Raw genomic sequence first — 12,690 nt, 5'->3', positions numbered from 1 at the left:
GCGCGGTGACTCCGCGCCCTGCTCTCAGGCTTCGGCCGGCGTTGCCGGAATCTTCGAGAGTCGCGTCACAGACTCCGTGACGACTGCTTCAGGAAATGCGCTGAAACCAGTGGTAGCCGAATTTCTGTTCACCACCGCTCGGCGTGCAATGGATTTCTTGAACACTGTCACGCAAGCGAAACGTAGGACCCAGTATGCTCTGCAGACCCTTGCTGTCGTAACGCACGATGTCCAGTCCGCTGCAGCGTATCGGCCCGTCGAGGGCAAAGGCCGCAATGATCAGGTGTCCTTCGGGCGCAAGCCCCTCGAACAGGGCTTCCCGGTAGCGTTCGCGGTCCTGCGCATCCGTGAGAAAGTGGAACGCGGCGCGATCGTGCCACAATGCGTAGCGCTTCGGCGGCACGAAGCGGGTGATGTCGGCCTCGATCCAGGTGACGGCCTCGGCGGCCTCACCGAGTCGCTGCTGCGCGTGGGCCAGCGCGGACGGGGCAATGTCGAGCACACTCACATCCCGGTAGCCCGCCTCCAGCAGGCAGTCCACCAGTCGCGAAGCGCCGCCACCGACATCGATGATGGCGTCATTCGTTCCGACACCGGTGGCCTCGATGAGCTGACGCGACAGCACCGGATCGGGCTGGAACCAGGAGACCGATTCCGGCGTCTTGTTTTGGTAGACCTGCTCCCAGTGCTGCCTTCGATCCATGGTCTACTCCCGTGCGAACAGGCGCCGCGGATCCCGAAACGCCTTGAACTCGATAGCGTTGCCGCCGCCCGGCTCGACCACGAACAGTGTTGCCTGCTCGCCCGCTTCGCCCGGAAAACGGATATGCGGTTCCACCGCGAAGGGCACGCCCGCCGCGCGCAGTCGTGCGACCAGTGCCCGCCAGGCATCCCAGGCCAGCACCAGGCCGAAGTGACGCACCGGGATGGCATGGCCCGACACCGGGTTGATCGCCGGCGCGTCCTCGGCGGCATCGACCAGGTGCGCGGTCACCTGGTGCCCGTGAAAGTCGAAGTCGATCCAGCGCTCCGATTCCCGGCCCACGCCACAGCCCAGCACTTCAACCATGAAGGCACGGGTGGCGACCAGATCCGTGACCGGGAAGGCGAGATGAAACGGCGGTCTTTCGGCTGACATGTATCACCCCCTGTCCCATGGAAGATGCGCCCGGCAACGACCCGTGTGCCATTATCTGGCGGACCCACCGCCTTAGTTCTTGACCGGGACCAGGCTTGGTTCTCCTGCCCTCAGCGACCGCGCTTGACGTGCCTGACCAGCCGCTTGCGCTTGCGCATCTGCCGCGGCGTGAGCCTGTTGCGCTTGCCCTCGTAGGGATTCTCGCCACTGCGGAATTCGACCCGCACCGGCGTACCGACCAGTTTCAGGCGCTGGCGAAAGAAGTTCACCAGGTAGCGGCGGTAGGCATCGGGCACCCGCTCGGTCTGGTTGCCGTGAATCACGATCAATGGCGGATTCTGGCCACCCTGGTGCGCATAGCGCAACTTGATGCGCCGGCCCCGTACCAGCGGCGGCTGGTGCTCGGTCACGGCCTGCTCCAGCAGTCGGGTCAGCTCCGAGGTGGAAAGATCCACGGTCGCGGAACGGTAGGCGCGCTTCACGGCATCGAACAGATCGCCCACGCCGGTCCCGTGCAGTGCAGAAATGAAGTGCAGCTCGGCAAAACCGAGAAAGGGCAGCTTGCGTTCGATGTCGGCACGCACGCGGTCACGCTGTTCGGGCGACAGGCCATCCCACTTGTTCACCGCCACCACCAGCGCCCGCCCGGCCTCCGCGGCGAGCCCGGCCAGCGTGGCGTCCTGGTCGCCGATGCCGGCACGCGCGTCCAGCACCAGCACTGTGACATGCGCCACCTCCATGGCCTGCAGCGCCTTGATGACGCTGAACTTCTCCACTGCCTCGTGGACACGCGCGCGGCGCCGCACCCCGGCGGTATCGATCAGGGTGTAGGCCTGCCCGTCGCGCTCGAAGGGCACGAAGATGGCATCGCGCGTGGTGCCCGGCTGGTCGTATGCCACCACCCGCTCCTCGCCGATGATGCGATTGAGCAGCGTGGACTTGCCGACGTTGGGGCGACCGATGAAGGCGATGCGGATGCGCCGGTCTTCCTCGCGCCGCGCCTCTGTTTCGGCCTCGGTGGCCGGCACGGCCTCGAGCATGGTGTCGATCAGGACGCGGACACCCTGGCCATGGGCGGCGGAGAGCCGGAGCGGCTGGCCAAGGCCGAGGGCGTGAAATTCCGCATCCACCACCCGCTCGTCGAGGCCGTCGACCTTGTTGACGGCCAGGAACACGGGCTTGTGGCTTCGGCGCAGGCGCGCGGCGATCTCCTCGTCGGCGGCGGTGAGCCCGTCGCGGGCGTCGACCAGGAAGACGATGGCATCGGCCTCTTCCACCGCCTGCCACGACTGTTGCGCCATCAGCGCATCGATGCCTTCCTCGTCACCACTGAGACCGCCGGTGTCCACCACCAGATAGGGACGCTCGCCCAGCCGGCCCTCGCCGTACTTGCGGTCGCGGGTCAGTCCGGGCAGGTCGGCCACCAGCGCATCCCGGCTGCGGGTGAGCCGGTTGAACAGCGTGGACTTGCCGACATTGGGGCGCCCTACCAGGGCGATCACGGGAAGCATGGGTCATGTGCCAGTTCGAGGCCGGGACTATCTCAGGGCGTAGGCCGCCAGGGTCCCGCCGTTGCCATAGACATAGAGCACGTCATCGACCACCCGCGGCGGTGCCAGGATGCCCTTGCTGTCGACACGGGCACGGCCGACGATGCGCCCGTCGTCGCGGGTGATGACGTGCAGATAGCCCTCGTAATCGCCCACCACCACATGGTCGCCCAGCACCGCCGGCGCGGTGAGCTGGCGACGGCGGAAGTCGTCCAGTTTCCATACGGCCGCGCCACTGCGGCGATCGAAGGCCCAGACCTGGTCCTGGTCGTCGGAGACATAGACCTGGCGGTCGTCCACGCCCAGGCCCGCGGCGGACGAGATATCACGCGCCCATAACAGCCGCCCGCTGGGGCCGTCCAGCGCCGCGACCCGGCCCTGGTAGGTCACCGCATAGAGCTGGCTGCCACGCAGCGCCAGCGGGGCATCGATATCGACCATGCGATCGAGTTCGGAACGGCCACGCGGTATGGCAACCGCCGTTTCCCAGATCGGCAGGCCACGTGCAAGTTCCACGGCCACCGCCTTGCCGCTGGCCAGACCCGTGATGGCGTAGCTCTCGATCAGCAATGGCGACGAAGTCCCGCGCAGCGACAGCACGGGTACCGAGCGGTCGAACACCCAGCGCCGGGCGCCGGTGGCCGCGTCCAGCGCCGTCAGGTTGCCGTCCACCGACTGCACCACCACCAGGCCGCGCGCCGCCGCGGGCACGCCCAACACCTCGCTGCTGGCCTGGCTGCGCCAGACCTCCTTGCCGTCGCGCCAGTCCAGCGCCACCACCTCCGCCTCGCTGCCGCCGACCAGGATCAGGCCCTCGCCGGTACCGACACCGCCCGTGATGCGGATCCCGGTCTTCACTTCCCAGACCGGCTTGCCGCTGGCGGCCTCGAAGGCAGCCACGCGCCCCTCGTGATCGGCGGCGAACACCCGCCCGCCATCGACGGCGGGCACCAGGCGCAGGAACTGCTCGTCGACGCCGTCGCCGACATCCGCCGCCCACAGCCGTTCCAGCTTGACGGTCGGGGTGATGTCCTTCAGCTCGGCAGGTGGCTCGACATTGTCCTCGTCACCGCGCAGCCAACTGCAACCATTCAAAAGCCCCGCCGCGAGCAGCGGCAACAACCAGCCGGCCAGCCGCCTCACGAGGCCCCTCCATCCGGGGCCCGCACGGCGTCGTCGCGCTTGGCCTCCAGCAGGCCCCGGATCTGCGCCTGTTCGGGCAGCGCGGCCAGGGCCTCTTCATAGGCGGCGTGAGCCGCTGCCGCATCGCCGCGCGCCAGGGACAGATCCCCCCTGAGTTCGGCATGGATGGCCGCAAAGGCGGGATCCGGCTGTTCGGCGAGCAGTGCGGCGGCACGGTCGAGATTGCCGTTGCCGATGGCGGCGCGCACCAGGCGCTCGCGTGTCACCTCGCGCAGCTCCGCGGGCTTCGCGTTCTCCAGCGCCCATTCCAGGGTCGCCTCGGCGGCGACGCCGTTGTCGTGACTCATGTGCAGCCGGGCAATCTGCAGCGCGGCCAGCACCGCATAGGTGGAATCGCCATGGTCCTTGACGATCATTTCGTACTGGCTGGTTGCGGCCGCCTCGTCGTTGGCGGCGACGGCCATGGCGAGCTGGGTGTAGAGGTTGGAAGCCTGCTCGGCCTTGCGCTCGCCGTACTGCAGCCAGGCCTTGCCGCCGAACAGCAGCGCCAGACCCAGCAGCAGGCCGGTCAGCAGCGACGCGCCATTGTCGCGCAGCCATTTCTTGAGGGCCTCGCCCTGTTCTTCTTCGGTCTTGTAGACGTCCACGTCGCTCTCCGCTCAATCGATCAGTTGCCGCAGGCGCTCGATGGCCGCGGCCTCGTCCAGATGTTCCTGTCCGGCGTCCCCGCGCAGCGGCTTGAAGGCCAGCCGGCCCGCGGCCAGCTCGTCCTCGCCGACCACCAGCGCCACTTCGGCACCGCTGCGATCGGCCTTCTTGAACTGGCTCTTGAAGCTGCCGCCGCCACAGTTTACCTGCAAGGCCAGCCCTGGCACAGCGTCGCGCAGCCGCTCGGCCAGCGCCTGGCCGGCGGCGATGGCGGCATCCCCCATCAGCACCAGGTAGGCGTGGGGGCGCAATGCCACCGCTTCCGTCTCCGACGCCTCCAGCAAGGCGACCAGCCGCTCGATGCCCATGGCGAAGCCGACCGCCGGCGTCGGCCGTCCGCCCAGCCATTCGACCAGGCCGTCGTAGCGGCCACCGGCGCACACGGTGCCCTGGGCACCGAGACGATCGGTGACCCACTCGAACACGGTACGCGAGTAGTAGTCCAGCCCCCGGACCAGCCGCGGGTTGACGATGTAGGAAACGCCCGCCGCATCCAGGTGGCCCCGCAGGGCCTCGAAGTGCCGGCGCGATTCGTCGTCGAGATGATCGGCCAGCTTCGGCGCATCCTCGATCAGTTGCTGCATGTCCGGGTTCTTGCTGTCCAGAATGCGCAGCGGATTGCTCTCGAGGCGGCGCTGGCTGTCCTCGTCGAGCCAGTCGTAATGGGCCTTGAGGTAATCGACCAGCACCTGCCGGTAGGCCGCGCGCGCCTCGCTGGACCCCAGCGAATTGATCTCCAGCCGCACGTCGGCAAGCCCCAGCGCGCGCCACATCCGCGCCGTCATCAGGATCAGTTCGGCGTCGATGTCCGGCCCGGGCATGCCGAAGGCCTCGACGCCGATCTGGTGAAACTGGCGATAGCGTCCCTTCTGCGGCCGCTCGTGGCGGAACATGGGCCCCATGTACCAAAGCCGCTGGGTCTGCTTGTGCAGCAGGCCGTGCTCGATGCAGGCCCGCACGCAGCCGGCCGTGCCCTCGGGACGCAGGGTCAGGCTGTCGCCATTGCGGTCCTCGAAGGTGTACATCTCCTTCTCGACGATGTCCGTGACCTCGCCGATGGAACGCTTGAACAGCTCCGTCTTCTCGACGATGGGCATGCGGATTTCCCGGTAGCCGTAGGACTGGAGCAGGTCCCGTACCCGGTTCTCGAGCCGCTGCCAGCGCGGGGTCTGCTCCGGCAGGATGTCGTTCATGCCGCGAACGGCCTGGAGTGTCTGTTTTCCCTTTGCCATGACTCTGGTCTGTTGCTGGAATCCGGTTCAGCCTTCGCCCTGGATCCGAAAGCGGGCGACGTCGCCGCGCATGTGCGGACTCAGATCGTAGTCGCGCCCGTCCACCTGCAGGTGCACGGCATCGGCATTGCCGATCTTCAGTCGCAGCGGCGGCACGCCCCGCAGTTCCCGCCGGGTGCCGGCACGCAACAGGCCGAAGGCAAGCTTGCGTCCATTGGCATCGCGGATGTCGATCCAGGCATCCTCGTCCAGACGCAGGCTGAGGCGTGTCTCGCGCGGCCGGGGTTCCGGCGCCGCAGGGATCTCCGCCACGGCCTCGGGAACCGCTACCGGGCCGGTATCCAGCGGCAGCGCATTCGCCGCCTCTGGCGCCCGATCGGGACCCGTTGCGGCCTCGACAGACGCCTCGGGCAGGGACGCGGGCACCGCTGCCGGCACCGGCAAGGGCGCCGCCGGCAGCGCCAGCGTGTTCGCATCCGGCGTGGCGTCCTCGGGCGCGGCCGCCCGGTCACTCGTCAGGTGTTCGATCAGGGGCGGCAACAGGGCATAGCCCAGGGCACCCAGTGCCAGCACAAGCACCATCAACCCCAGGCCCTGCCAGGGGAGGGCCGGCAAGCGGCGGCGACGCGGCCTGGCCAGCGCCGGTGCGATCCGGGGCTCGGCCACGGACACCGCCGGCGCGGAACCCAGCACCTCGGCCTCGGACACGCCCACCAGCCGGGCATAGCTGCGCAGATAGCCGCGCACGAAGATGGCCGCCGGCAGGCGACTGTCGTCACCCGCCTCCAGAGCCTCCACGATCTTCAGGTCGAGGTGCAGGCGGGCGGCCACGTCGGCAATGCTCAGGCCGCCGGCCTCGCGCGCGGCACGCAGCCGCGCCCCGGCCGTCTCGCCTGTCGCGGACACCCCGGGCTCGACGCTGCCGGTCTCAGTCATTGGCGCCGGGCCGGCTCAGCCGCTGCGCCTGTTCCGACTCCGGGAAATTGTTGCGCAGCAGCAGGGAATAGCTGGCGACCGCATCCCTGTCGCCCAGCGCGCGCTCGGCCTGGATGCCGATCCACAAGGTCTCTGGCGTGTGCCGCGCCACTTCCGAATAGCGTTGCAGGTAGGCGCGCGTCCGCAGGTACTCGCGCTTCTCCAGCGTCAGCCGGGCCATCTCCCGCAGTGCGATCGGAAACAGCGGATTGGCCTTCAGCGCCTGCTGCAGGTAGTGCTCCGCCTTCACCGGATCACCGGCCTTGGCCGCGCACACGCCGGCATTGGTGTAGGGCAGCTCGGGGCGTTCGTAGAGAGGATCGCTGCCGGCGGCGACGAAGTGTTGCTCTGCCTCCGACCAGCGGTCCTTTTTGCACAGGAAGATGCCGAAGTTGTTGTGCGCCTGGGAATACTTGGGGTCGAGCCGCAAGGCGCGGCGGAAGTGCTCCTCGGCCAGCTCGTCCTCACCGAGGTTCTGGTAGAGCACGGCAATGGCATTGTGCGCGCTGGGCAATCGCGGGTCCTGATCGATGGCCTTCTTGAGCTTCTCCAGCGCCACCGCCTTCATGCCGGCCTGCATGTAGCGCACACCCAGCTCCACGTTCACCTCGGCGGGACTGCGGCCGTCCGGCCCGCGCCGCGGCGTGCTGTTGCCGGCGCAGCCGGCGACCAGTGCTGCCAGCACCAGCAGTGCCAGAATGCGTCTCATCCCTTGCCCCCTTCGGCAACCTTCCGCAGATGTACCATACGACGCCGGGTGCGGTCCTGAAAGTCACCGGCCAGCTGGCCGCAGGCGGCATCGATGTCGTCGCCGCGCGTCTTGCGGGTGATGGTGGTGATGCCGCCGCGGAACAGAATCTCGCGGAAACGGTCGATGCGTTCCTGCGGGCTGCGGCGGTAGCGCGTGTGCGGGAACGGGTTGAAGGGGATCAGGTTCACCTTGGAGGGTACCGACTGCATCAGCCGCAGCAGCGCCCGGGCATGGCGATCGCTGTCGTTGACGCCGTCCAGCATCACGTATTCGAAGGTGATCTTGCGCCGTGGCTCGCCGGCCACGTAACGCCGGCAGGCATCCAGCAGCTCCGCGATCGGGTACTTGCGGTTCACCGGCACCAGCTCGTCGCGCAGGGCATCGTCCGGCGCATGCAGCGACACCGCGAGACTGACGTCGCAGACCGACTTGAGACGATCGATCTCGGGCACGATGCCGGAGGTGCTGAGGGTGATGCGCTTGCGGGCGAAGCCGAAAGCCAGGTCGTCGCGCATGAGGTTCATGGCCCGCACCACGTTGTCGAAGTTGAGCAAGGGCTCGCCCATGCCCATCATCACGATATTGGTGAGCACCCGCTCGCGCTCGCTGTTGGCCGCCAGCAGCCGCCGGGCGAGCAGCACCTGGCCGACGATCTCGGCGGTATCCAGGTTGCGGTTGAACCCCTGGGTGGCAGTAGAGCAGAAGGTGCAGTTCAGCGCGCAGCCCACCTGCGAGGACACACACAGGGTGCCACGATCGCCGTCGGGGATGTAGACGGTCTCGATACAGTTGCCGTCGGCGAGCCGGAACAGCCACTTGCGGGAACCGTCGGCCGATTCCCGGTCCATGGCAATCTCCGGCAGCCGCACCTCGAAGGCATCGGCGAGGCGCGCGCGCAGCGCCTTGCCGAGATTGGTCATGCCCTCGAAGTCGTCCACATCCTGGTGATAGACCCACTTGAGCACCTGCCGGGCGCGATAGGGCTTCTCGCCCTGCCCGGCAAACCAGCCGGCCAGCGCCTCGCGATCGAGATCGAGCAGGTTGCGGGGTGTCTCGCTCATGGCCTCGGGGAGCGCGCACTCAGCGGGTACGCGGGCACAGTTCCAGTTCGCTGAAGAAGAAGGCGATCTCGCGCGCCGCCGTCTCCGGGGCATCGGACCCGTGCACGGCGTTCTCGTCGATGCTCTGGGCAAAGTCGGCGCGGATGGTGCCGGGCGCGGCTTCCTTCGGGTTGGTGGCCCCCATCACCTCGCGGTTGCGGGCGATGGCATTCTCACCTTCCAGTACCTGCACCATGACCGGGCCGGAGGTCATGAAGTCGACCAGTTCGCCAAAGAAGGGGCGCTCGCGATGGACATCATAGAAGGCACCCGCCTGCTCGCGGGTCAGATGCAGCATCTTCGCTGCCACGATACGCAGCCCGTTCCGTTCGAAACGGCTATAGATCTCTCCAATCACGTTCTTCGCCACGGCATCGGGCTTGATGATGGAAAGGGTGCGTTCTACCGCCATGTTCACTCCGATCATCTGGATTGAGGGAAGATCCCGAGGCAGGTATCCGCCTCAAGACGGATAAACCCGCGATAAATCGCGGGTTTATCATTCGAGTTGGGGAAATATCTTACCCCTCAAGGGGGTTTCGGGCAATCGCGGCGCCCGGCCTCACTCGCGTTCCTCGATCCAGGCCATCTGGATGGCCTCGAGGATCTTCTCGCCGGAGCGGTCGGGGTCGTCGTCGAACTCGTCCAGCGCGATCACCCAGTTGCGCAGCTCCACGAAATTCACGTGCAGCGGATCGACGTCCGGGTGTGCCTCGTCCAGCGCAATGGCGATGTCCAGCGTATCGGTCCACTTCAGGCCCATGGGCGTCTCCTCGTCAGTGATTCTCGCTCACCATGTTGATGGTGTACTTGGGAATCTCGATCACCAGTTCCTTGTCGCCGACCACCGCCTGGCAGGACAGCCGCGAATCCGGATCCAGACCCCAGGCCTTGTCCAGCATGTCCTCCTCGTCCTCTTCCGGCTCGTTGAGCGAGTCGGCGCCCTCGCGGACATAGACGTGGCAGGTGGTGCAGGCGCAGGACTTCTCGCAGGCGTGCTCGATCTCGATGCCGTTGGCCAGCGCTGCGTCGCAGATGGTCGTGCCCGGCTCGACCTCGACCACCGCGCCCTCGGGACAGATTTCCTCATGGGGCAGAAATATGATGCGTGTCATGTCAGTCTCTCACTCGAATTCGTCGACCTTGTGTCCGGCCATGGCGGCGCGAATACTGGCATCCATGCGCCGCGCCACATAGGCCTCGCTGGCCTTTTCCAGCGCCTCGATGGCGCGCTTGATGGCCTCCGGATCCTCGCCCTCGGCAGCGCTTTCCAGGGCCGCGGCGGCCTGCTCGATGCGGGCGCGCTCGTCGGTATCCAAGAAACGGTCGCCATCCTCGGCCAGCGCCGCGCGCAGGGCCTCCAGCACCCGCGTGGCCTCCACCTGCTGCTCGCGCAGCCGGCGGGCCACCATGTCGTCGCTGGCGTGTTCCATGGAGTCGCGCAGCATGGTTTCGATCTCGCTGTCGGAAAGGCCGTAGGAAGGCTTCACCTCGATGCTCGCCGCCACCCCGCTGGTCTGCTCGCGCGCGGTGACACTGAGCAGGCCGTCGGCATCCACCTGGAAGGTGACGCGGATACGCGCTGCCCCGGCCACCATGGGCGGGATGCCGCGCAGCTCGAAGCGCGCCAGGGACCGGCAGTCGCTGACCAGTTCGCGCTCACCCTGAACCACGTGCAGGGCCATGGCGGTCTGGCCGTCCTTGAAGGTGGTGAACTCCTGCGCACGCGCCACCGGGATGGTGGTATTGCGCGGAATGATCTTCTCCACCAGCCCGCCCATGGTCTCTATGCCCAGCGACAGCGGGATCACGTCCAGCAGCAGCATCTCGTCCTCGGGCTTGTTGCCGGCCAGGATGTCGGCCTGGATGGCGGCACCGATGGCCACCACCCTGTCGGGATCGATGTCCACCAGCGGCGGCCGGCCGAAGAATTCGCCCACCCGCTCGCGCACCCGCGGCACCCGGGTGGAGCCGCCGACCATCACCACCTCGCGGACATCCTCGGCCTTGAGGCCGGCGTCGCGCAGGGCACGGCGGCAGGGCGACAGCGTCCGGCTGATCAGCGGATCGACCAGTTCGTTCAGTTGCTCACGGCTGAGCTCGCCCTGCCAGCGGCGGTCATCGGCCAGCTCGATGTCCAGCGGCACGCGATCGGCCCCGGTCAGCGCCTCCTTGGCGGCGCAGGCGTCGCGCATCAGCCGGCGCATCTGGTGATGATCGGCGTCATCGGCGATGCCGGCCTGGGCCATGATCCAGCGGGCAATGGCACGATCCATGTCGTCGCCACCCAGCGCCGTGTCGCCCGCGGTGGCCAGCACCTCGAACACCCCCTTGTTCAGGCGCAGCACCGAGACATCGAAGGTGCCGCCACCGAGATCGTAGACCACGATCACGCCCTCGCCCTTGCGGTCCAGGCCATAGGCCACGGCCGCGGCGGTCGGCTCGTTGAGCAGACGCAGCACATTGAGCCCCGCCAGGCGGGCGGCGTCCTTGGTCGCCTGGCGCTGCGCATCGTCGAAATAGGCCGGCACAGTGATCACCACCCCGACCAGTTCGCCACCCAGTGTCTGCTCGGCGCGTTCGCGCAGCGTCTTGAGGATCTCGGCCGACACCTCGACCGGACTGACGTCGCCGGCGACGGTACGGATGCGCGGCATGCCGGAATCGCCTGCAACGAATTCATAGGGCAGGCGGCTACCGAGATGACGCACGTCCTCCACGCCACGCCCCATGAAACGCTTGACCGAGGCAATGGTGTTCAGCGGGTCCTCGGCCGCGGCCGCCAGCGCCTCGTGGCCGACCACCACCTGACCGTCGGGCAGGTAGCGCACCACCGAGGGCAGCAGGTGACGACCCGCCGCATCAGGCAGGGTCTCCGCCTGCCCGCTGCGCACGGTGGCGACCAGCGAATTGGTGGTGCCCAGGTCGATGCCCGCGGCCAGCCGGTGCTGGTGCGGGGCCGTCGACTGCCCGGGTTCCGATATCTGCAGTAATGCCATGTCCTGTCCCGGCCGACCTGCGGCCGGCGCTTGCATCTGTTCAGTATTCGTCGAGCGCCGTCTCCAGCGCCTCGGCTTCCTGTTCCAGCTTGCGGAAGAACTGCATGCGCTGGACCAGCTCGGCCGCGGCATCCGTCGCCTGCGCATCGGCCAGCACCGCGGCCAGCTCGGTCTCCAGTGCATCGAGGCGCGCCTGGATGCGCCGCATCAGGCCATCCAGCGCCCCCAGCGGATCGCTCTGCTCGCGCACCTCGCCCAGCGCCTCGCGCAGTTCCATCTGTTCCATCAGGAACTCCGGATCCTGATGGGTGGATCGCTCGTCGTCGAAGGCGTGTCCGCGCAGTTCCAGCAGGTAGCGCGCGCGCGCCAGCGGGTCACGCAGCACCCGGTAGGCCTCGTTGACCTGCGCCGCCTTCTGCATGGCGAGCCGCCGCTCCTGATCGCTGGCCGAGGCAAAGCGGTCGGGATGCACGGCGCGCTGCAGTTCGCGAAACCGCGCCTCCAGCGCCTCCCGATCCAGCTCGTAGCCTGCCGGCAGACCGAACAACGAAAAATGATCCTGGGTCAGATCCATCGGGTCATCGGCTACCCGGGCACAACGCACACCCCGGGGGATGTCAGACGTTGAAGCTCTCGCCGCAGCCGCAGCTGTCCTTCACGTTGGGGTTGTTGAACTTGAAGCCCTCGTTCAGGCCTTCCTTGCCGTAGTCCAGCTCGGTGCCGTCCAGATAGGGCAGACTCTTCGGATTCACCACCACCTTCACCCCGTGCGACTCGAACACCTCGTCCTCGGGTTCGATCTGGTCGCAGAACTCCAGCACATAGGCCATGCCGGAACAGCCCGAGGTGCGCACGCCCAGGCGCAGCCCGACACCCTTGCCGCGATTGGCGAGAAAGTTGCGCACGTGTTCAGCGGCCTTTTCGGTCAGAGTGACAGCCATCTTCCGCTCCCTCGTGTCCTTTGCGATCAGGCGCTTTCCGCGCTGTCGGTGTGGTCGGCGTGCTTGCGCTGGTAGTCGCCGATGGCCGCCTTGATCGCGTCCTCGGCCAGCACCGAACAGTGAATCTTCACCGGCGGCAACGCCAGCTCCTCG

Annotated in this window: 16 protein-coding genes; all 16 read right to left on the bottom strand. The window is 67.5% G+C overall.

Translation table 11 applies throughout. The annotated features are described in order from the left end of the window. Positions 1-88 precede the first annotated feature (88 nt). Positions 89-703 carry a class I SAM-dependent methyltransferase gene (locus MVF76_RS07935; RefSeq protein WP_297528271.1) on the bottom strand — a complete coding sequence of 205 codons (615 nt, stop codon included), beginning with the start codon at positions 701-703 and terminating at the stop codon, positions 89-91. 3 nt (positions 704-706) lie between these two features. After that, a complete protein-coding gene (locus MVF76_RS07930) occupies positions 707-1,138 on the bottom strand; it encodes a VOC family protein (protein ID WP_297528270.1) in 432 nt (143 codons plus the stop codon). Between the two features lie 110 nt (positions 1,139-1,248). Beyond that, positions 1,249-2,649: a ribosome biogenesis GTPase Der gene (gene der / locus MVF76_RS07925; RefSeq protein ID WP_297528269.1), complete on the bottom strand. Its 1,401-nt coding sequence runs from the start codon at positions 2,647-2,649 to the stop codon at positions 1,249-1,251. A gap of 27 nt (positions 2,650-2,676) precedes the next feature. Then, complete coding sequence (gene bamB, locus MVF76_RS07920) at positions 2,677-3,831, bottom strand: outer membrane protein assembly factor BamB (RefSeq protein WP_297528268.1); 1,155 nt, start codon at positions 3,829-3,831, stop codon at positions 2,677-2,679. Next, complete coding sequence (locus MVF76_RS07915; RefSeq protein ID WP_297528267.1) at positions 3,828-4,478, bottom strand: YfgM family protein; 651 nt, start codon at positions 4,476-4,478, stop codon at positions 3,828-3,830. Before MVF76_RS07915 ends, bamB begins: the two co-directional genes overlap by 4 nt. Before the next feature lie 12 nt (positions 4,479-4,490). Continuing rightward, positions 4,491-5,771 carry a histidine--tRNA ligase gene (gene hisS / locus MVF76_RS07910; RefSeq protein ID WP_297528266.1) on the bottom strand — a complete coding sequence of 427 codons (1,281 nt, stop codon included), beginning with the start codon at positions 5,769-5,771 and terminating at the stop codon, positions 4,491-4,493. A 27-nt stretch (positions 5,772-5,798) separates the two neighbouring features. Further along, positions 5,799-6,707 carry a RodZ domain-containing protein gene (locus tag MVF76_RS07905; protein WP_297528265.1) on the bottom strand — a complete coding sequence of 303 codons (909 nt, stop codon included), beginning with the start codon at positions 6,705-6,707 and terminating at the stop codon, positions 5,799-5,801. Continuing rightward, on the bottom strand, positions 6,700-7,455 hold the full coding sequence (gene pilW, locus MVF76_RS07900; RefSeq protein ID WP_297528264.1) for a type IV pilus biogenesis/stability protein PilW: 756 nt from the start codon (positions 7,453-7,455) through the stop codon (positions 6,700-6,702). The genes MVF76_RS07905 and pilW overlap by 8 nt, the downstream gene beginning before the upstream one ends. Then, positions 7,452-8,558, bottom strand: a complete 1,107-nt coding sequence (gene rlmN / locus MVF76_RS07895) for a 23S rRNA (adenine(2503)-C(2))-methyltransferase RlmN (RefSeq protein WP_297528263.1) — start codon at positions 8,556-8,558, stop codon at positions 7,452-7,454. The genes pilW and rlmN overlap by 4 nt, the downstream gene beginning before the upstream one ends. 19 nt (positions 8,559-8,577) lie before the next feature. Then, complete coding sequence (ndk, locus tag MVF76_RS07890; protein WP_297528262.1) at positions 8,578-9,009, bottom strand: nucleoside-diphosphate kinase; 432 nt, start codon at positions 9,007-9,009, stop codon at positions 8,578-8,580. 150 nt (positions 9,010-9,159) lie between these two features. Continuing rightward, positions 9,160-9,360, bottom strand: coding sequence for a Fe-S cluster assembly protein IscX (iscX, locus tag MVF76_RS07885; RefSeq protein WP_297528261.1), 201 nt, complete (start codon positions 9,358-9,360; stop codon positions 9,160-9,162). A 13-nt stretch (positions 9,361-9,373) separates the two neighbouring features. Next, entirely contained in the window at positions 9,374-9,712 is a 339-nt protein-coding gene (gene fdx / locus MVF76_RS07880; RefSeq protein ID WP_297528260.1) for an ISC system 2Fe-2S type ferredoxin, read from the bottom strand. A 9-nt stretch (positions 9,713-9,721) separates the two neighbouring features. Next, positions 9,722-11,596, bottom strand: coding sequence for a Fe-S protein assembly chaperone HscA (gene hscA / locus MVF76_RS07875; protein ID WP_297528259.1), 1,875 nt, complete (start codon positions 11,594-11,596; stop codon positions 9,722-9,724). 40 nt (positions 11,597-11,636) lie between these two features. Further along, positions 11,637-12,170 carry a Fe-S protein assembly co-chaperone HscB gene (gene hscB, locus MVF76_RS07870; protein WP_297528258.1) on the bottom strand — a complete coding sequence of 178 codons (534 nt, stop codon included), beginning with the start codon at positions 12,168-12,170 and terminating at the stop codon, positions 11,637-11,639. A 43-nt stretch (positions 12,171-12,213) separates the two neighbouring features. Beyond that, positions 12,214-12,537 (bottom strand): iron-sulfur cluster assembly protein IscA, encoded by a 324-nt coding sequence (gene iscA, locus MVF76_RS07865; RefSeq protein ID WP_297528257.1) that lies wholly within the window; start codon positions 12,535-12,537, stop codon positions 12,214-12,216. Positions 12,538-12,563: 26 nt separating this feature from the next. Next, positions 12,564-12,690: iron-sulfur cluster assembly scaffold protein (locus MVF76_RS07860; RefSeq protein ID WP_297527920.1), on the bottom strand; the 127-nt coding region annotated here is incomplete at its 5' end.

Origin of the sequence: Thiohalobacter sp. (assembly GCF_027000115.1) — a bacterium.
Lineage (GTDB): Bacteria > Pseudomonadota > Gammaproteobacteria > Thiohalobacterales > Thiohalobacteraceae > JALTON01.
This window is presented reverse-complemented; position numbering and strand designations above follow the sequence as displayed.

Coding starts and splice junctions, on each gene's coding strand:
- MVF76_RS07930 (WP_297528270.1), bottom strand. CDS start 1,138: ATGTCAGCCGAAAGACCGCCGTTTCATCTCGCCTTCCCGGTCACGGAT.
- MVF76_RS07935 (WP_297528271.1), bottom strand. CDS start 703: ATGGATCGAAGGCAGCACTGGGAGCAGGTCTACCAAAACAAGACGCCG.
- pilW (WP_297528264.1), bottom strand. CDS start 7,455: ATGAGACGCATTCTGGCACTGCTGGTGCTGGCAGCACTGGTCGCCGGC.
- iscX (WP_297528261.1), bottom strand. CDS start 9,360: ATGGGCCTGAAGTGGACCGATACGCTGGACATCGCCATTGCGCTGGAC.
- hisS (WP_297528266.1), bottom strand. CDS start 5,771: ATGGCAAAGGGAAAACAGACACTCCAGGCCGTTCGCGGCATGAACGAC.
- hscA (WP_297528259.1), bottom strand. CDS start 11,596: ATGGCATTACTGCAGATATCGGAACCCGGGCAGTCGACGGCCCCGCAC.
- rlmN (WP_297528263.1), bottom strand. CDS start 8,558: ATGAGCGAGACACCCCGCAACCTGCTCGATCTCGATCGCGAGGCGCTG.
- fdx (WP_297528260.1), bottom strand. CDS start 9,712: ATGACACGCATCATATTTCTGCCCCATGAGGAAATCTGTCCCGAGGGC.
- hscB (WP_297528258.1), bottom strand. CDS start 12,170: ATGGATCTGACCCAGGATCATTTTTCGTTGTTCGGTCTGCCGGCAGGC.
- MVF76_RS07905 (WP_297528265.1), bottom strand. CDS start 6,707: ATGACTGAGACCGGCAGCGTCGAGCCCGGGGTGTCCGCGACAGGCGAG.
- ndk (WP_297528262.1), bottom strand. CDS start 9,009: ATGGCGGTAGAACGCACCCTTTCCATCATCAAGCCCGATGCCGTGGCG.
- der (WP_297528269.1), bottom strand. CDS start 2,649: ATGCTTCCCGTGATCGCCCTGGTAGGGCGCCCCAATGTCGGCAAGTCC.
- iscA (WP_297528257.1), bottom strand. CDS start 12,537: ATGGCTGTCACTCTGACCGAAAAGGCCGCTGAACACGTGCGCAACTTT.